At 69.6% G+C, this 18,374-nt stretch carries 15 protein-coding genes; 7 read left to right on the top strand and 8 right to left on the bottom strand.

What is annotated here, in order from left to right:
- The 3 genes from ACFWTE_RS19170 to ACFWTE_RS19160 form a co-directional block, all read right to left on the bottom strand.
- On the bottom strand, positions 1-912 hold the full coding sequence (locus ACFWTE_RS19170) for an ABC transporter permease (RefSeq protein WP_378780903.1): 912 nt from the start codon (positions 910-912) through the stop codon (positions 1-3).
- 109 nt (positions 913-1,021) lie between these two features.
- Entirely contained in the window at positions 1,022-2,002 is a 981-nt protein-coding gene (locus ACFWTE_RS19165) for an ABC transporter permease (protein WP_378780901.1), read from the bottom strand.
- A gap of 585 nt (positions 2,003-2,587) precedes the next feature.
- Complete coding sequence (locus ACFWTE_RS19160) at positions 2,588-4,183, bottom strand: family 2 glycosyl transferase (RefSeq protein WP_378780900.1); 1,596 nt, start codon at positions 4,181-4,183, stop codon at positions 2,588-2,590.
- A gap of 687 nt (positions 4,184-4,870) precedes the next feature.
- On the opposite strand from ACFWTE_RS19160, the gene ACFWTE_RS19155 reads away from it, so the two are divergent.
- On the top strand, positions 4,871-5,335 hold the full coding sequence (locus ACFWTE_RS19155; protein ID WP_378780898.1) for an ATP-binding protein: 465 nt from the start codon (positions 4,871-4,873) through the stop codon (positions 5,333-5,335).
- Between the two features lie 78 nt (positions 5,336-5,413).
- On the opposite strand, the gene ACFWTE_RS19150 is transcribed toward ACFWTE_RS19155, so the two are convergent.
- From ACFWTE_RS19150 to ACFWTE_RS19140, 3 genes are all read right to left on the bottom strand, one after another.
- Complete coding sequence (locus ACFWTE_RS19150; RefSeq protein WP_378780897.1) at positions 5,414-5,584, bottom strand: hypothetical protein; 171 nt, start codon at positions 5,582-5,584, stop codon at positions 5,414-5,416.
- A gap of 476 nt (positions 5,585-6,060) precedes the next feature.
- Positions 6,061-9,291: an efflux RND transporter permease subunit gene (locus ACFWTE_RS19145; protein WP_378780896.1), complete on the bottom strand. Its 3,231-nt coding sequence runs from the start codon at positions 9,289-9,291 to the stop codon at positions 6,061-6,063.
- A 589-nt stretch (positions 9,292-9,880) separates the two neighbouring features.
- Positions 9,881-10,210 carry an ArsR/SmtB family transcription factor gene (locus ACFWTE_RS19140; protein WP_378780895.1) on the bottom strand — a complete coding sequence of 110 codons (330 nt, stop codon included), beginning with the start codon at positions 10,208-10,210 and terminating at the stop codon, positions 9,881-9,883.
- A gap of 129 nt (positions 10,211-10,339) precedes the next feature.
- On the opposite strand from ACFWTE_RS19140, the gene ACFWTE_RS19135 reads away from it, so the two are divergent.
- From ACFWTE_RS19135 to ACFWTE_RS19115, 5 genes are all read left to right on the top strand, one after another.
- The gene (locus tag ACFWTE_RS19135) at positions 10,340-11,260 is read left to right on the top strand and encodes a cation diffusion facilitator family transporter (RefSeq protein WP_378780894.1); all 921 of its coding nucleotides are present in this window, start codon (positions 10,340-10,342) and stop codon (positions 11,258-11,260) included.
- Between the two features lie 255 nt (positions 11,261-11,515).
- Positions 11,516-12,868 (top strand): TrkH family potassium uptake protein, encoded by a 1,353-nt coding sequence (locus ACFWTE_RS19130; protein WP_378780926.1) that lies wholly within the window; start codon positions 11,516-11,518, stop codon positions 12,866-12,868.
- Between the two features lie 22 nt (positions 12,869-12,890).
- Complete coding sequence (locus tag ACFWTE_RS19125) at positions 12,891-13,559, top strand: potassium channel family protein (protein ID WP_378780893.1); 669 nt, start codon at positions 12,891-12,893, stop codon at positions 13,557-13,559.
- A gap of 88 nt (positions 13,560-13,647) precedes the next feature.
- Positions 13,648-14,679 carry a metal ABC transporter substrate-binding protein gene (locus ACFWTE_RS19120; RefSeq protein ID WP_378780892.1) on the top strand — a complete coding sequence of 344 codons (1,032 nt, stop codon included), beginning with the start codon at positions 13,648-13,650 and terminating at the stop codon, positions 14,677-14,679.
- A 395-nt stretch (positions 14,680-15,074) separates the two neighbouring features.
- The gene (locus tag ACFWTE_RS19115) at positions 15,075-15,308 is read left to right on the top strand and encodes a DUF397 domain-containing protein (protein ID WP_378780890.1); all 234 of its coding nucleotides are present in this window, start codon (positions 15,075-15,077) and stop codon (positions 15,306-15,308) included.
- A gap of 247 nt (positions 15,309-15,555) precedes the next feature.
- Here the strand turns inward: ACFWTE_RS19115 and ACFWTE_RS19110 are convergent, their stop codons facing one another.
- Together ACFWTE_RS19110 and ACFWTE_RS19105 are read right to left on the bottom strand one after the other, a co-directional pair.
- Complete coding sequence (locus ACFWTE_RS19110; protein WP_378780889.1) at positions 15,556-16,392, bottom strand: helix-turn-helix domain-containing protein; 837 nt, start codon at positions 16,390-16,392, stop codon at positions 15,556-15,558.
- A 312-nt stretch (positions 16,393-16,704) separates the two neighbouring features.
- Positions 16,705-17,202: an ATP-binding protein gene (locus ACFWTE_RS19105; protein ID WP_378780925.1), complete on the bottom strand. Its 498-nt coding sequence runs from the start codon at positions 17,200-17,202 to the stop codon at positions 16,705-16,707.
- Between the two features lie 324 nt (positions 17,203-17,526).
- Between ACFWTE_RS19105 and ACFWTE_RS19100 the strand changes: the two genes are divergently transcribed.
- Complete coding sequence (locus ACFWTE_RS19100) at positions 17,527-18,285, top strand: SDR family oxidoreductase (RefSeq protein ID WP_378780888.1); 759 nt, start codon at positions 17,527-17,529, stop codon at positions 18,283-18,285.
- Positions 18,286-18,374: the final 89 nt, after the last annotated feature.

The raw sequence follows: 18,374 nt of genomic DNA, 5'->3' as shown, positions 1-18,374 counted from the left end.
CTAGGAGCGGCGCGACTTGGACTGCGGGTCGAGGGCGTCGCGCAGCCCGTCCCCGATCATGTTCACCGCGAGCACCAGCACCACCAGCAGGAGCGTGGGGAAGAGGAACATCCACCACGCCGTGGTGGCGAACCTGGAGCCGTCGGCGATGACCACGCCGAGGCTGATGTCCGGTGCCTGCACACCCAGGCCGAAGTAGCTCAGGGCGGTCTCGCCGATGATCGCCGTGCTCACGGCGATCGTGGCGTCCGCGATGAGCAGGGACGACATGTTGGGCAGGATGTGCCGCAGGATGATCTTGTGCGGGGGGACGCCCATGAACCGGGCCGCGTGGATGTACTCGCGTTCGCGCAGGGAGATGGTCAGTCCGCGGACCATCTTGGAGGTGACCATCCAGCTGAACGCGGCCAGCAGGATGACGAGGACCATCCAGCCGCCGTTGCCGACGAAGTGCTTGGACAGGATGGCCAGGACCACGAAGCTGGGCAGGACCAGGGCCAGGTCGGCGACCCACATCAGGCCGCGGTCGGTGAGGCCCCCGAAGTAGCCGGCGAAGGAGCCGACCAGGGCGGCGGCCGCCGTCGAGAGCAGGGCGACGAGCAGTCCGATGAGCAGCGACCTCTGCAGGCCCGCGGTGCTCTGGGTGAGGACGTCCTGGCCGGTGCGGTTGGTGCCCATCCAGTGCTCGGGTGAGGGCGGGTCGATCAGAGAGGTGTAGTCGCGCTGCCCCACGTCCCAGCCGGTCACGAGCGGTCCGATGAAGGCGACGGCCAGCAGCAGGGCGAGCATGCCGAGCCCGATGATGACGCGCCGCGTCCCCAGGAGCTGGTGCCCGATGTCCCTCAGGCGGTTGGGCGCCGGGGGCACGGCCGGTGCCGGTGCGGGCTCCGCGCTCGTTTCGGTCGTACTCATGGCGTGGTCTCCAGCGGGGCGGCCGCGGTGGTGCGCGGGGCGGTCGGGTGGCGGGGCGCGCCGAGGCCGGCGCGGGTGGCACCGGGGGCGGTGCGGGGGCGGGTCACGGTCACACCCGCACCCTCGGGTCGAGCCAGGCGTAGAGGATGTCCGAGAGGAACGAGGCGGCCATGACCGTCACCGCCATGAAGAAGGAGACCGCCGCGACGACGTGGACGTCCTGCTGGGAGATCGAGTCGATCAGCCAGGCGCCCATGCCGTGCCAGCCGTAGATCTTCTCGGTGAAGGTCGCGCCGGAGACCATGATTCCGAAGGTGAAGGTGAAGTACGTGATCGTGGGGATCAGCGCGGTGCGCAGGGCGTGCTTGAACAGCGCCCGCCTGCGGGTGAGCCCCTTGGCCATGGCCGTGCGCACGAAGTCGGCGTTGAGCACGTCCAGCATCATGTTGCGCTGGTAGCGGGCGAAGGCCGCGAACAGGGAGAGCGCGAGCACGATGGTGGGGAGGAGCGCGTGGTGGATCCGGTTGAGCAGGAGTTGCCACCACTCCCCCTGGAAGCCCGCCGAGTACTCACCGGAGAAGATCAGCAGCCGGAAGCCGAGGAGGTCGTTGATGGCGGTCGCGCCCACCTGCACGCTGATCGCGATGACCACGGTGGGGACCGAGAGCACGAAGAAGGCGACGGCGGTGGAGGCCCTGTCGAAGCGCCTGTACTGGCGTACGGCGGAGTAGGCGCCGACGGCGATGCCGACGGCGGCGCCGAGGACGGTGGCGAAGGTGATCAGGCGCAGGGTGACGCCGGCCTTCAACCAGATCTGGGGGGTGACGTCGTTCCCCTGGATGCTCTGCCCGAAGTCGCCCTGGACCACCCCGCTGAGCCAGACGCCGTAGCGCTCGGCCAGGGGGGTCTCGTCGTTGAGGTTGAGGGTGTCGAGTTGGGTGTTGATCACCTCGGCCGTCGGCGGAGGCTGCATCTGCTCGAAGTAGCCGCGCGGATAGAGGTTGGTGGCCGCGAGCAGGTAGGCGAAACTCGTCGCGAGAAAGATCAGCACGACGTAGTTCAGCAGCCGCCTGGCCAGGAACTTGCCCAAAACTATCTCCGAACCTCACAGTCGAGCCCGGCGCTCGTCTCGTGTGCGCGGCCGTGCCTGGGAGCGCCGTCGGTCACGGAGCGCGAGCGCGCTGAGCGGTGGGGGTGTCACCGTTGAGCCTTCGCGGACCCGTGGCCACCGGTGGGGGTTGCTCCCGGCGACTGCCACAACACAATTCCATCCGGTTCACGTTCCGTGACCGGAATGTCAAGAGTCTGCGGGAGCACTAGACACTCGACGGTAACCACTGCATCAAGAAAAGACAACGGTGCCCATTTGACCACCCGGAAGCAGTCGATTTGTCAATCTTTGCACACGAAGCTCCGAGACAACTCCTCCCAGTCACCATCATCGACCCTGACCTGCACAAAGGGAAGTCCAATGATCGATGACAGCCCTCCATCCCGCCCAAAAACTGGACACAGAGCCACAAAGCCACCATTAAACATCAATAGTTAGTAACGCACACAAAGCACCGATCTCGGCAACCGGGACCGGCCATCGCCCGCCCGTGCGAAGAGCGCCCGTACTCACAGAGCACGCGGATCGGCCGAATACGGGGTTAATCACCCTGAGTAGTGAAGGTCAACGGCGGCTGACGATGACAGGGGTTCCCCGCTGGACCCCGGTGACCGCCGACGCTTCGGGGGAACACCCCGACGGCGCGGACCCGGCCACCGCCATGCGCCTCGGCCTCGGCATCAGGGGCGCGGCGGTGAGCGCCCCCGCCATCCCCCACCAGGTGCCCAGCGAACGGGCTGCGTCGCCCGCGGCTCCCAGTGCCGTCCAGGTCACCGGCCCCGCGAGGGACGCCGCCCGCCCCCGGCGCCACGCCGCCAGGTGCGGCAGGACCAGGGCCGCCCCCGCGGCCACCGCGATCCGGCCCGCCCTGCGCGAACCCCCCGAACGCGGGGAGCCCGCCGAACCGCCGGCCCCGGCCACCGCTCCGGCCACCGCGGCCGTGACAGCCGCCGGCCACCACCCGGCGCGCACGGAACGCGCACCCGCCCGGGCCGTGTGCGCCAGATCGAGCCCGGTCAGCCAGACCGCCTCCGACAGAGGGGCCCGCGCCCGGCAGGAGAGCACTGCCGTGACCACCGCCCCGCCCAGTGCGCCGGCCAGGAGAGCCGCTCCGGGGCGGCCGGACGCCACCAGGACCAGGACCGCCGCCCCGGACCAGGAGAGTTCGGGGCCGGCGGCCCGCCCCCCGTGGCGGCGCGCGAGCGGCCCGGCGACCGCACCGGAGGTGAAGCACGCACGCAGGTATCCCCCCATGTCGGTGGTCGGCGGCAGCCGGACACGGGACCTGGGCTCATAGCGCACCGACCATCCCTCCCCGGCCAGGCGCCACAACAGGTCGAGTACGGCTGCCGCGCCCAGGTCGGGGTCGAGGTCGGCGACGGAGCGGCGCACGACCAGAACCGGGACGGGCCGCAGCGGATCGCCCTGGTCGCCGGACGCGCCCGGACGTGCCTGGTGGGGCGTCCCATGGCCCCAGGGGAGGACCGGCCCGGGGTCGGCGCCGCGATCCGGTCCCGCGCCGTGGGCCGCGACGGCCGCCACCGACCTTCGCAGGTGACCGAGGGAGCGCGGGCGCTCGGTGAGCACGCGGGGCACCACGGCCGCCACCACGGGATCGGCGAAGTGCCCCAGGGCGGTGTCCAGCCATCCCGCCGCAGGGCGGGCTCCCGACTCGACCAAGGCGACGAACTCGGCGGAACAGGCCCGCAGCGCGGCCGCACGGGCCTGCGCTCCCCCTGACGGGCCGGGAACGACCCGGGCGCCACGTCGGCGCGCGGCCCAGGCACAGGCCCCGGTGGCACCGACCACCACCGGCCGCAGTTCCGGATGGAACTCGGCGAGGTGGTCGAGGGTGGTCCCCAACGCGGAGGGCCCGGCCTGACCGACGACGGCCACATCGGCGGTGCGGCCCGGCGCGAGGGGCAGCGGGCGGGGGTGGGCGAGCCCGGCCCGCACCAGGTCGCGGGCGAGCAGGCCCTCGGCCGCCCCTTCGGGTACCGCGCCGCTCAACCAGCGGATCAGCGCGCTCACCTGCCCCGGTGTGAGGCGCACGGCCCGCGGCGGACAGCCTCCGAGGAGGAGGTGTCCCTCGTCTGCGAGGCGTACTGAGCGATCGATCTCGATACCGAGGCCGGGGGGCAGCGGGGAGCGGGAGGACATGCCCCATACCTTGTCGGTTCGGACATGGCGTACGCAAGACCTCAGGAAGTGCCAGAACACAGGGGCGCTTAACCCAATCGTTACTCAAACTCACAAGTCCCACGAGTCACGAATCCCCGCCGATATCCGTCCTCGATCCCGTGCGCCATGGCGAGGGACCCCCTCTTTGGGCAGCTCAGTGGGGGTTATCCTGACCAGGCCAGGTCGGCTGGGTTTCCAGGGAGGCACAGAGCGTATGCTGAGCGCGAATACGCCCTTCAGTGTCGTAGGGCACATCCGATACCAGACATGAGCATGCAGCACGGCCCGCCCCAGGCCCCACCACCGCCCCTCGGGAAGCCCCGCGGCTTCTCCCCCACCGCCTGCCGCCGCCCTTGCACAGTCGTGGCGCAGTACTGTTTCCCTCCCTGCTCCAGGGGGCTCCGCCCTGTGCGTCCGCTCCGCGCCGTGACCCGCCCACGCGGGCACGGACGCCCCAAGGACCCGGCGCTACGCCGCCATGCCCGCCGCGAACACACGTCATCGGGGAGAGACCCAATGTGTGATCCCGCAGCATCCCAGAGCCCCCTCGGCCCCCTCGTCGCGCGTCACGCGCACGGCCCCGCCCACAGGGCCCTTCCCCCGTCGCCGAACGCACTCCTGCCCCCGGCCCCCCTGCCCAGTCCCTTACACAGTCCGGCGAATCCCATGGAAGACGAGATACCGCACAGCACCGACACAGTCCGCAGGCCCGCGAGGCGGCGGTTCCCGGGGTTGCCGAGCCAGATCGCGTACGCGAGAAGGTTCGTCGCCCGGCAGCTGGCCGCCTCTCCGGAACTCACCACGGCAACGCTGTTGACCAGCGAACTCGCCACGAACGCCATCACGCACAGCGCCTCGGGCCGGGCCACCGGCAAGTTCGAGGTCAGCGTCCGCCTCGCCCCGGGGTGGGCGCGCGTGGAGGTGCGGGACCTGGGGAACATGGAGGAGGCGCCGCACCCCCAGCACCGGGACCCCTACGACACGGCCGAGCACGGCCGGGGCCTGGACCTGGTCGAGGCGCTGTCGAGCAAGTGGGGCACCGAGCCCCGCGCCGACGGGATGGGGCGCAGGGTCTGGTTCGAGCTGGTGTGGAACTGCGGCGACGGCCCCGTGGACGCGCCCCAGGGGTAAGGGGCCGTGCGGTGAGCGGTCGGACCGCTCCGGGGACGCCGCCGCACCGAGCGGAGGCTGCGGGTGTGGGGGCCTCCGTCACTCCCCCGTCCGGGCCTCCGCCGATCCCTGCGTACCACCGCCCTCGGTGGGGTCGGGGAGCCGGTAGCGCTCGTAGAGTTCGTGCGCGTAGTCCTTCGCCTCCTGCGAGGGTTCGTCGCCCAGCTCGTCACGGACCAGGTCGTCAAGGCTCTTGTTCTCTTCTGTCATGTGTCGCAGCCTGCCTGTAGTGCGCGGATTGCACAAATCGCCGCTCCGCTGACGCAGCGCTACAGGCCGCCGGGAAGCCTGTTCGAGCGCGACCGCCACCACGGAAGTGACCGGTTCCGGCCTGTTCGCGGATTTCCGTCGCTGCGGACACCTGCTGGGACGCGGGTTCTTCGAGCGTTGCGCCTTTCCTGGTGTGCACGGGGAGGGAGCCCTGGTGAGCGGATCATGTGGAGCTCCGAGACGTCTTCCCGGTCGGGAACCGCCCGCGGGCGTCCGCGGCGGGTGATGCCCACCGCTCCGGCCGGGTCCCCTACCCACCGGGCCAGGGGACGGGGTTGCCTGGGCATGGTCACTTCTGCTTCCGCGGCCCGTGCCGGGAACGGAGTTCCACCCGGTTCACGGCGTGGACGGCGGGGACGCGGAAACGGCGAGGGGCACTTCGCGCGTCGCGCGAAGTGCCCCCGTGGAGCCTGTGGCTATGAGCCGACCTTCTCCTCGGTCCGCTCGGACCCGGACGTGTCGCCCTCGGGCGCACCGCCCTTGGCCGCCCGCTTGCGGGCGCGGCGCCGTTCGGCGCGCTGTGCGCTCCGTGCCGCACGGCGCTGCTTGGACCACTCCACCAGCTGGTAGAGCACCGGGACCAGGATCAGCGTCAGCACGGTCGAGGTCACCAGACCGCCGATCACCACGATCGCCAGCGGCGCGGAGATGAACGCCCCGCCGCCGGTGATCCCCAGGGCCATCGGGGTCAGCGCCGCGATGGTGGCGATCGCCGTCATGAGGATCGGCCGCAGACGGTGGCGGGCACCCTCAACGATCGCCTCGCTCAGCGGCATCCCGTTGTTCTGGTTCTGGTTGATCAGGTCCATCAGGACGATGGCGTTGGTGATGACCACGCCGATGAGCATCAGCATGCCGACCATGCCGGCGATGCCCAGCGGGTTGCCGGTGATCAGGAGCAGGCCCAGCGAGCCGGTGACCGCGAACGGAATCGAGATCAGCAGCATGAGCGGCTGGAGCAGGCTCTTGAAGGTCGCGACCATGATCAGGTAGCAGATCACGACCGCCGCGAGCATCGCCAGCATCATCGAGGCGAAGCCCTCGGACTGGTCCTGGCTGACACCGCCCAGGGTCGCCGTGGCGCCCTCCGGCAGGTCCAGCCCGTTGAGGGCCTCGGTGATGGAGGCGCTCACGGCTCCCAGGTCGGAGGCGGTGACACTCGCCGACACGGTGGCGCTGGTGACGCCGTCGATGCGGGTGAGCTCCGGCGGCTGGAGCACCTCCTCCACCGTGGCGACGTCGGACAGCGGAACCGTCCCGGTGGCGCCGGTGAGGGGCAGGTCCTCCAGGTCGGCCACGGTCTGCGGGGCCTCGTCGAAGCGGACCACCAGGTCACGGCGGGTGTCGTCGAGGGTGACGGTGCCGACGCCCTGGCCGTTGAAGGCCGCACTGACCTGCTGGCCGACCGCCGACTCGGTGAGACCGACCTCCGCGGCCTCCTCACCGTCGACGCTGACCTCCAGCGAGGACTGCTCGGCAGCGATGCTGTTGGTGATGTCGGCGGCACCGTCGATGGCGCCCAGCTCGTCCTCGACCAGACCGGTGGCCTCGGTGAGGACCTCCTGGTCGTCGGCGCTGACCTGCACCTCGATGCCGGATCCGCCCATGGCTTCGGTGCTGCTGAGGGAGGGCTCGTACTCGGTGTCCAGGTCCGCGAGGGTGTCGCGGAGTACGTCGCGGTTGCGGGTCTGGTCGGTGTCGGGGTCGGCGGTGACCGTGTAGTCGACCTGGTTGCTGCCTCCGCCGCCCATCATCGCGGCCATACCGCTGCCGCCGACGTTGGTCTGGTAGGAGTCCACCCAGGCGAACCCGGCCAGGGCTTCCTCGACCTTGACGGCCTCGGCGTCGGCCTCCTCCAGGGACGTGCCCGGGGGAAGCTCCTGGACGATCGAGTAGGAGTTCTCCTCGGACTGGCCCATCCAGTCGGTCTCAAGGTTGGTGGCCATGACGACGGTGCCGCCGAGGATGACGAGCGAGGCGACCGCGGTCGTGATCGTCGCGGTCCTGCGCTTGGTGGTGATCCAGCGGATGACCGGCAGGTAGGCGCGCTGGATGGCGCCCTTGCGCTCGCGCTCGTTCTCCTCGTGCTCGATCTGGTCCTGGGTGGCGTCCCCGATGTCCTTGGGGCTCATGAACCAGTAGCAGAGCACCGGGATGAGGGTGATGGACACGATCAGCGAGGCGGCCAGGGCGAGGCTGGCGGTGACCGCGAACGGCATGAACAGTTCGCCGACCATGCCGCCGACGAAGGCCAGCGGAAGGAACACGGCGATGGTGGCGAGGGTGGAGGAGACCACGGCGGTGGCGACCTCGCGCACACCGGTTTTGACGGCCTCCATCCGCTCCTTGCCGTAGTCGAGGTGCCGGCGGATGTTCTCCAGCACCACGATGGAGTCGTCGACCACGCGCCCGATGGAGATCGTGATGGCGGCGAGGGTCAGCATGTTGAGGCTGAAGCCGAACGCCTGCATCCCCAGGAACCCGATCAGGACCGACACGGGGATGGACACCGCGGTGACCAGGGTGGAGCGGATCGACAGGAGGAAGACGAGGATGACGACGACCGCGGCCACCAGGCCCATGCCGCCCTCCTCGACCATCGCGAGGATCGACTCGTTGATGTAGGGGGCCTGGTCGAAGACCACGCTGACGTCGATGTTCGAGCCGAGGACGTCGGCCTGGTCGTCGAGGACCTCCTGGACCCCCTCGGACACCTCGACGGTGTTGCCGTCGGGCGTCGCCATGACCATGAGGCCGATGCTCGGGTCCCCGTTGACGCGGGCCAGCGTGGTGGCCTCGTCCTGGACGAGTTCGACGTCGGCGATCTCGGAGATCTGGACGGGACCGGGCGGGGTCGCGGGGGGCGCGCCGGGCGCTGCGGCGGACATGTCGCCGGCCGCGGCGGAGGGCTGGACCCAGACGTCCTCGATCTGCTCGACGGAGGTGAACTGCTCACCGGTGGTCACGCTCAGGGTGCGACCGTCGGCGTCGATGTCGCCGCCCGGCTGGAGCAGGCCGCTGGACTGGAGTGCCTGGGTGAGGTCCTGGGCGGACAGCCCGGCCGAGGAGAGCTCGTCCGCGTCGGGGCTGATGACGACGTCGGACCCGACGGCGCCGGTGACCGTCGCCGAGCGCACGCCCGGGAGGGACTCGATCTCGGGGACGAGGTGGGTCTCCAGTGGTTCGACCATGGACTGGTCGTCACCGTCCTCGGCACCCGCGGCGAGCATCACGACCGGCATCATGTCCGTGCTGAAGGACATGACGCTGGTGCTGACGTCCTCGGGAAGCATCCCGGAGATCTGGTCGACCGCGATCTGCGTCTGGCGGACCAGGTCGTCCTGGTCGGAGCCGTAGTCGAACTCGACCGTGACCTGGGAGGACCCTGTGCTGGAGGTGGAGGTGACCGTGGTGGCGCCCGCCACTCCCTGAACGGCCTGTTCGAGGGGTTCGGTGACCTGGTTCTCCACGACCTGGGGCGAGGCGCCCTGGTAGGTGCCGGAGACCATCACCATCGGCAGGGACATCTCCGGGAACAGCTCGCGCTTGGCCGAGGCGGCCGCGAGGACACCGAAGAAGAGGACGGCCAGGGTGACGAGCAGGACCAGCGCCCGGTTCTTGAGCGACATGACCGCGAGGCGGTTCATACCGTGGCCCCTTCCGAGCGGCGGGCGGCGGTCCCTGGGGGACGGCCCGTACCACGGGCCCATGTGGCCGATCTGGACATGAGAGGTTTTCGCTCCTAGTTCGCTGCGGACCACGGGAGCAGGCCGTGGTGTGGTCGCCGGCGCTTTCCGGCGGCCGTGGGGCGGGCACGCCGTCACTGCGGCCTGGTGACCGGTCCTCGAACGTGTGGTGATGGGGGGACGCAGGTTGTCCGTCCGCTGTGTGCGGCACAGAGGGAGCATCCGTCTGGCGCACGATTCAGAATACGTCGAGTTATATCGGGAGTTCTGCCAATCCAGCCCGGTTCAGGGGACTTTCAGGGGTGCGTCAGCCTTCTGTCAGGGTCGAGCCCTGACCAAAGTTAGGGACACCCGCCGTAAGTCGGAGTTTCCAGGGGTGAGAAGGGTCTTTCTCCGGCCGGAAGCGGCCTGCCCCTGTAACGGACATCACAGCCACCCGTTTCGGTCCACCAGAACGGGGCACGCGACCCCAGCCGTGGCACCTCCCGGAAAACGGCCTGTGGACAACCGCGGGAGCGGGGCCGCCCGGGGCATCCTGGAGGAGTGGGGCTCAACCCACCCGGTGCCCCTCCAGGGGCTCGTGCGGCTGGGCGGTCCCCCACACGACGCGCAGGAGGTCCTCCAGCGCGTGCGCCAGGGATTCGTCCACCAGCTCGTAGCTGACCTGGCGGCCGCGGGCCTGGGTGCGCACCAGTCCGCAGTCGCGGAGGCAGGCGAGGTGGTTGGAGACGTTCTGCCGGGTCAGCCCGAGCTGTTCGGCCAGCCCTGCCGGGTAGTTCGGACCTTCGAGGAGGGCCAGGAGGAGGCGGGACCGGGTCGGATCGGACAGCGCGCGTCCGAGCCGGTGGATGGCGGACAGGCGCTGCTCGGAGGTCAACATGAAAACCATTGTACATAGCTTGCTGTATAGACAGCCGAGACTGTATAAACAGTGAAGACTGAACTGTTCTTGCCATCGCGCACGCCGGCCGAGCGCACGGTGTGACGACGAGGAACGAAGGAGGCGCCCATGGGAGCGGGACACGGGCACGGACACGGGCACGGGATCACCGCCGGCGCGGCCAACAGCGGACGGCTCGCGCTGGTCCTCGCGATGATGCTCACCGTCGCCGTGGTCCAGGTCGTGGGCGCCGCGTACAGCGACAGCCTGGCGCTGCTCGCCGACGCCGGACACACCGTCACCGACTCCTTCGGCGTCGCCCTCGCCCTGGCCGCCGTCTGGATCGCCTCCCGGCCCGCCACCAGCAAGCGGACCTTCGGCTACCAGCGTGCCGAGATCCTGGCCGCCGCGGTCAACGCACTGGTGCTGTTCCTGCTGTGCGGGTTCATCGTGATGGAGGCGGTCGACCGCCTGCGGTCCCCCTCCGAGGTCTCGGGCCCCGGCATGGTCGCCGTCGCCGCGTTCGGTCTGGTCGCCAACATCGCAGCGCTGTTCGTCCTGCGCTCGGGCGCCAAGGAGAGCCTCAACGTCAAGGGCGCCTACCTGGAGGTCATGAGCGACGCCCTGGCCTCCGTCGGCGTCATCGTCGGCGGCGTCGTCGTCTGGTCGACCGGCTGGGGCCGGGTCGACACCCTCGTGTCCCTGGGGATCGCCGCAATCATCGTCCCCCGCGCCTGGGCCCTGCTGCGCGAGGCCGTGCACATCCTGCTGGAGGCCACCCCCGAGGGCATGGACCTCACAGAGGTGCGCGACCACCTCCTGGGGCACCCCGCCGTCCTGGACGTCCACGACCTGCACGCCTGGACCATCACCTCCGGGGTGCCCGTGATGTCGGCGCACGTGGTGGTCGGCGAGGAACACCTCCGGGACAGCGGGCGGATGCTGGACGAGCTCCGCGCCTGCCTCACCGGCCACTTCGACGTCGAGCACTCCACCCTGCAGCTGGAACCGCCGGGCCACGCCGACCACGAGGGCGGCAGACACCCCTGACCGGGCTCCCTCCCCGGGCCCCCGGGGAGCCTCCGTTCCCCTCCGATGCGGACAGTCGACGTGCCCAAGCCCGCAACCTTTGACAGAATCGTTCGCGCTTCGTCGAAGAAGGAGAAAACAGGTGGAAACCACACACGACCTCGGGCTGCGCACCCGGTGAACGAAAGCCCCCGCCCCCGCGGAGGCAGGCTCGGCGCACTGGCCCGTGGGGTCTCCCCCCTCCACCGGTCACGGAAGTCCTTCCTCCGCCCCCGCCTGACATGGCGTCCCTCACGTGAACTCCTCGCCTGGCGCAAACCCGCCCGCGTCTTCCTCCTCGTCTTCCTTCTCGTGGACCTGGTCGGCACCGGCCTGCTGATGACCCCGCTCGCCACCCCCGGCAACGAGGGGCTGGACTTCGTGGCCGCCCTGTTCTCGGCCACCTCCGCCCTGGCCGTGTGCGGACTCGGCGTGATCTCGGTCGGCAGCGACCTCAACCTCTTCGGGCAGATCGTCATACTCGTCCTGATGCAGGTCGGCGGCATCGGGATCATGACCTTGGCGTCCGTGCTCGGAACGGCCATGATCCACCGCTTCCGGCTGCGGTCCCAGCTCAACGTGCAGGCCGAGACGCGGAGCCTGTGGATCGGGGACGTGTCCGGCGTCGTCCGCCGCGTCGCCGTCGTCTTCCTGGTGCTCCAGGGGCTGACGTTCGTGCTCATCACCCCGCGCATGTGGCTGGGCTACGACATGTCCCCGGGCGAGGCCCTGTACTCCGGGATGTTCCACTCGGTCTCGGCGTTCAACAACGCCGGTATCTCCCTGTACGACGACAGCCTGACCCGCTTCTCCGGGGACGCGTTCATCCTCCTGCCGGTGGCCTTCGCCGTGATCCTCGGCGGTATCGGCTTCCCGATCCTGCTCGAACTGCGCCGCAACATCGGCGAGCCCCGCACGTGGAGCCTGCACGCCAAGATCACCATCACGACCACGGCGATCCTCTTCCTGGGGAGCTTCCCGCTCATCACCGCGATGGAGTGGGGCAACCCCGCGACACTCGGTGCGATGCACTGGACGGACAAGCTCACCGACGGCTTCTTCCACAGCGTGATGCCGCGCAGCGGGGGGCTGAACTCCGTCCCTGTCGGTGACATGCAGGACTCCACGCTCCTGCTGACGATCATGCTCATGTTCGTCGGCAACGGCAGCGCCGGAACGGCCGGCGGCATCAAGGTCGCGACCCTCGCCGTGATCTTCCTCGTGGTGCTCGCGGAGATCCGGGCCCACGACAAGGTGCACGTCTTCGACCGCCAGCTCCCGCCCGGGGTGATCCGCCAGGCCCTGAGCCTGGTGTTCCTGTCCGCGACGGTCGTCGCCTTCAGTTCGCTGCTGCTCATGCACACGACCTCCTTCCACTTCCTCCCGGTGGTGTTCGAGGTGGTCTCCGCCTTCGGCGTGGTGGGGCTCTCCACCGGCATCACCCCCGACCTGCCCCCGTGGGCCCAGTGCCTGCTCGTCGCACTCATGGTCGCCGGGCGCATCGGCCCCATCACGGTCGCGACCGCCCTGGCCTTCCGGGACCGCCGTCGGCGCTACGATCTCGCCGAGGCCAGGCCGATCGTCGGCTGAGCCGCACAGACAGGAGCCATCGATGCCACACCGCAACAAGAACGACAAGAGCGTCCTGGTCATCGGCCTCGGCCGGTTCGGCAGCTCCCTCGCGCTCGAACTGGTCAACCGCGACTGGGACGTGCTCGGCGTGGACTCCAACCCGCGCATGGTGCAGACCTACGCCGACGCCCTCACCCACACGGTGATCGCGGACGCCACGGACGAGGAGGCACTGCGCCAGGTCGGTGCGGGCAACTTCAACCGGGCGGTGGTGGCCATCGGCACCCACCTGGAGGAGAGCATCCTGGCCACCTCGCAGCTGGTGGACATGGGGGTGTCGAACATCTGGGCGAAGGCGACGAGCCGTCGGCACGGCCGCATCCTGGAACAGGTGGGCGCCCACCACGTGGTGCTGCCCGAGCACGACATGGGCGAGCGGGTGGCCCACCTGCTGTCGGGTCAGATGCTCGACTACGTGGAACTGGAGGAGGGGTTCTCCCTCGGCAAGACCAAGGCCCCCAAGGAACTACTGGGCAGGTCGCTGCGCGAGACGGGCGTGCGGCAGGAGTACGGGATCACGGTGGTCTCGATCAAGCGTATGGGCGCGGAGTTCACGTACGCGACCCAGGACACGGTCCTGAACAAGGGCGACGTGATCGTGGTGGCGGGCCGGACCGACGACGTCGAGCGGTTCTCCGAGATCGTCTAGCGCGAAAACAGAGGTTTCCGGCATCCAGGAGACATCATCCACAACCAGACAAATTGACAACCGTTTTCATTATCCCGATGATTGACCCATGCGAACAGGGACAACCGTGCGGGCCGCCGCCCTCGGCGCCGCGACACTCATGATGATCACCGCCTGCGGAAGCGGCGAAGGCGGGACCGACGACTCGGGTGTCTCCCCCGCCGACGCCGACCTCACCGTCGTCACCGGCGTCTACCCCCTGGAGTGGCTGGCCGGGGAGATCGGCGGAGACCGGGTGGCCGTCACCCAGCTCACGGAGCCCGGCACCGAACCCCACGACCTGGAGCTCACCGGCCGCCAGGTCGGCGAGGTCAGCGAGGCCGACATCGCGTTCTATGTCGAGGGCCTCCAGCCCGCCGTGGACGACGCGATCGCCCAGGAGGCCTCGGACAGCGCCCTCGACGTGGGCGACGTGGTGCAGCTGCGCCCCGCCGGCGGGGAGGAGGACGAGCACGGGGACGAGGAGCACTCCCACGAGGACGAGCACGCCCACGAGGAGGAGGAGCACGCAGAAGAGGAGGAGCACGCCGAGGAGGAGGAGGAGGAGCACGACCACGGCGAGCACGACCCCCACTTCTGGCTTGACGTGGACCTGATGGCGGAGACCGCCGCCGCGCTCGGTGACCGTATGAGCGAGGCCGACCCCGAGGGGGCCGACACCTACGAGCAGGGCGTCGAGTCCGTGACGGCGGAGCTGGAGGCGATCGGCCAGGAGTACGAGGAGGGCCTGGCCTCCTGCGAGCACCACGACGTCGTCGTGGGGCACACCGCGTTCACGTACCTGACCGAGGCCCACGGCCTGGAGCAGGTCGGCGTCAGCGGGGTCGACCCCGACACCGAGCCCTCCCCCTCGCAGATCGCCGCGATCACCGACATCGTTCGGGAGCGCGACATCACCACGGTCTTCACCGAACCGCTCATGCCGCCCGAGACGGCCGAGACCATCGCCGCCGAGACCGGCGCCCAGGTGGAGGTGCTCGACCCCCTGGAGGGCGTCACCGACGACTCTCCCGGCGACGACTACCCGTCGATCATGCGCGGCAACCTGGCTGCGCTGACCACCGCGCTGGTCTGCTCCTGACCCCGGGCGCCCGACCACGGGCGCCCGACCACGGCGCGCGGCCGGAGCGGTCCGGCTCCGCGCCCCACCCCCGCCTTCCGGCACCGGATCCCGTTCCGATCTCCGCTCCGGTCGACCCCCACTCCCCCCACGGGCCCCACCCGTCCGGCACGCGCCGGACCGGTGGGGCCCGTGTTCGTGCGCCGCCACCGACCGGCCCACCGCCCCGTCCACCCCCTCGGCGCGGCTCTGACCACCGACCCTCGGCGGTCGGGTTACACCGCGCTTACATAGAGTCAAAACCACGGACAAGTGGCGGGGGTCACGCTATGCTTGGGCCGAGTCGGTGCCGATGCACGTGCATTTGGCGGTGCATCAGCACGGACGTTCCCCTCGCAGATCCGAAGGAGCACAGCATGACCGCACACAACGGCATCACCGCGACCGAGCTGACCGACGTCGCCTGGCAGAAGGCCGAGCGCAGCAATTCCCAGGGCGCCTGCGTCGAGATGGCCCGCCTCAGCGACGGCTCGATCGCCATGCGCAACTCCCGTTTCCCGTCCGGCCCCGCGCTGGTCTACACCCAGGAGGAGATCGACTGCATGATCCTGGGCGCCAAGGACGGCGACTTCGACAACCTGCTCAGCTAGCACCGGGCCCCGCCGGCGGCACCGCCGGGGGCTTCGGAGCACCTGGAGGAGTTCCGCGACGCGGCACCCTCCGCACTCGCCGGCCCGGATGCCACGCCCTCAGCCGGGTCGACAGAGGGAACGGACAGAAGGGCCCTGTCCACTTGGACAGGGCCCTTCAACATCTCGAAAGGCCCGACTCGGCGGGCCTCGCCTTCTGCTGCTCCCGTCACCATCGGTCCGCCCCTCCGCGGTCGACGGCGAACGGCTACTTGAGGTCTTCCAGGATCTCCTTGAGCATGTCCAGCGTCTCGTCCGGGGTGGCCGCGGCAACGCTGAGCCGGGTCATCGCCTTGGTGTAGGCCTCCACCACGTTGCGGCGGTCGATGAGCTCGCCGTCGTGAAGCTGTTCGAGGTACACCATGTCCGCGAGCTCGAACTCGGAGTAGCGCAGCAGGGTGAAGGAGCCCGCCTCTGCCGCGTGCGCGCCCACGGAGAAGGGGATGATCTGCAGCGTGATGTTGTCGTGGCCGCTGCTGAGGTGGATCAGGTGTTCGATCTGGCGGCGCATGATCTCCGGGCCACGGCTGATGACCCCGATGGGGCGGCGCACCGCGGCCTCGTCGAGGATCACCCACATGCGCATGTTGGTGTCGTTCTCGACGCGCTTCTGTCTGCGCAGTCTCGCCTCGATGCGCTGCTCGGTGACCATGTCGGTCTCCACACCGCCGGAGATGATCTCCCGCGCGTACTCCTCCGTCTGGAGCAGCCCCGGTACGAACTGGGACTCGTAGATGCGGATGTGGTCGGCGGCCTCCTCGAAGCCCACATAGCGGATGAACCACTTGTGGAGCGAGTCGCCGTACTCCTTCCACCACCCGGGCTTGTTGGATTCGCGGGCGACTTCGAGTAATTCCTTGATCGTCTTACGGTCGGAGACCCCGTACATCTTGAGGAGGTCCTCGATATCGCGCAGCTTGAAACCGACCCGGCCGAGTTCCATCCGGCTGATCTTCGACGCGGAGGCCCGAATCCGGTTCCCGGCGTCCTCCCGGGTGATACCACGCTGTTCGCGACGCTTACGAAGCTCGTGCCCGAGTAGCATGCGACGCACGGTGGGGCCGCTCCCCTTGCGCAATCGAGCGATATCCACGTTCGCCGCCTCTCTGTCATTCTCCGGACAAGGGTATCCGGGGTGGCGGGACACCTTTGCCTTGAAGTCAAGACACTACATGTACACGATATGGCCGGAGTCCCCCCGCGCCCGGGTACTCCGCCGCCGATCCCTCCGGCGGCCCCGGAGGAGACCGCCGTCAGCCGCCCCTGGGGGCGGCGGGTCTCACGACCGGAGCCCCCGACGGGTCGAAGGGGCCTCCAGAGGCGGCGGGGTCGGCCTGCGCGGAACCCCTCCGCCGGATCACACGAATTGCGCCCACACGAACTTTCCACCGGGGGGCGTGGGAATCACGCCCCACTCTCGCGCGAAAGCACCGACCAGGGCAAGTCCGCGCCCGCCCTCCATGGTCAGATCCACTTCCCTTCTGCGGGGCAGCCGATCCCCGCCGTCCCGGACGGCGCAGATGAATTCGCTGCCGCTGCGCATGAGCGAGAGCTGAATACCGCCCTCGCTCTGCCTGGTCAAGGGCAGGGGCCCGCCGTGGCGGACCGCATTCGTGACCAATTCGGAAACGACCACCGCGACATCACCGGACAAGTACTGCATCTCCCATTCGTGGAGAAGCGCCTCGGAAATCTCGCGCGCGGCGCCCACCGCGCGCGGCCTCGGCTCGAAGCTCCACGTGACCGCGTCGTGCCGGTCGCCGCAGACAGGGGTGTTCCAGCGCCGGGAACCGTGCGTCAGGACCTTGAGCCACCATCCGCCGGCAGGCTCCGCCACCGCCTCCGCACACTCCATGCCTTCCACTTCCTCCCTGACGCGCCGTGGCGAGCAGCGACGACACGTCCCGACAACCTCCGCGATCCCGCGGGTGACACCTTCAGGCCTGTGCCGCTGCACATCTCGTATGCACGTGCATCTCGGTCTTGGTGGCAATCGTAGGCCAAGCCCCGACAAAGTGCAGGGAAACCGGGGGACCAACTTCGACGGATCGCGTCTCCTCCCGGGACACCCCCACGGGCCCCTTCCGAAGGCCCGCCGCCGACCCCCGCCCGCTTACCGACCGGTAGGGATGTGGATAGGATTCTGTCGCGCCCACCACGTGAATTCTGGAGGTAACACATGTCCCCAACGCCTCGTGTGGCCATCGTGACCGGAGCGGCCCGTGGGATCGGTGCCGCCACTGCTGAGCGCCTGGCGCGCGAAGGCCGGGCCGTCGCCGTCCTTGACCTGAAGGAGGCCGACGCCCAGGAGGTCGTGGACCGTATCACCGCGGAGGGGGGCACCGCCCTCGCCGTCGGCTGCGACGTGTCCGACGCCGAGCAGGTGGACGCCGCCGTCGCGACCGTCGCCGAACGCCTCGGCCCGCCCGCCATCCTGGTGAACAACGCGGGCGTCCTGCGCGACAACCTCCTGTTCAAGATGTCGGTGGACGACTGGGACACCGTGCTGAACGTGCACCTGCGGGGCTCGTTCCTGGTGAGCAAGGCCGCCCAGGCCCACATGACCGCGAACGGCTGGGGCCGCATCGTCAACCTGTCCAGCTCCTCCGCGCTGGGCAACCGCGGCCAGGCCAACTACTCGGCCGCCAAGGCGGGTCTGCAGGGGTTCACCAAGACCCTCGCGATCGAGCTGGGCAAGTTCGGCGTGACCTGCAACGCCGTCGCTCCCGGGTTCATCGAGACCGCCATGACCCGGGCCACCGCCGAGCGCATCGGCGTCAAGTACGAGGACATGAAGGCGTTCAAGGAGGCCGAGATCCCGGTCCGCCGGGTGGGCGTCCCCGAGGACATCGCCAACACGGTCGCGTTCCTCACCGGGGAGGACGCCGGGTTCGTGTCCGGTCAGGTCATCTACGTGGCCGGGGGGCCGCTGGACTAGGGCGTGTTCCGTGGATGCTTTCGGTTGATTCGGCGCTTGCGCCGATCGCCGCGAGCGGCCTCCAGGCAATCTCTCGCAAGACGAGTAGC

Origin of the sequence: Nocardiopsis sp. NPDC058631 (genome assembly GCF_042716955.1) — a bacterium.
Lineage (GTDB): Bacteria > Actinomycetota > Actinomycetes > Streptosporangiales > Streptosporangiaceae > Nocardiopsis.
Note: the sequence above shows the minus strand (reverse complement) of the source record. Positions and strands in the feature narration are given on the sequence as shown.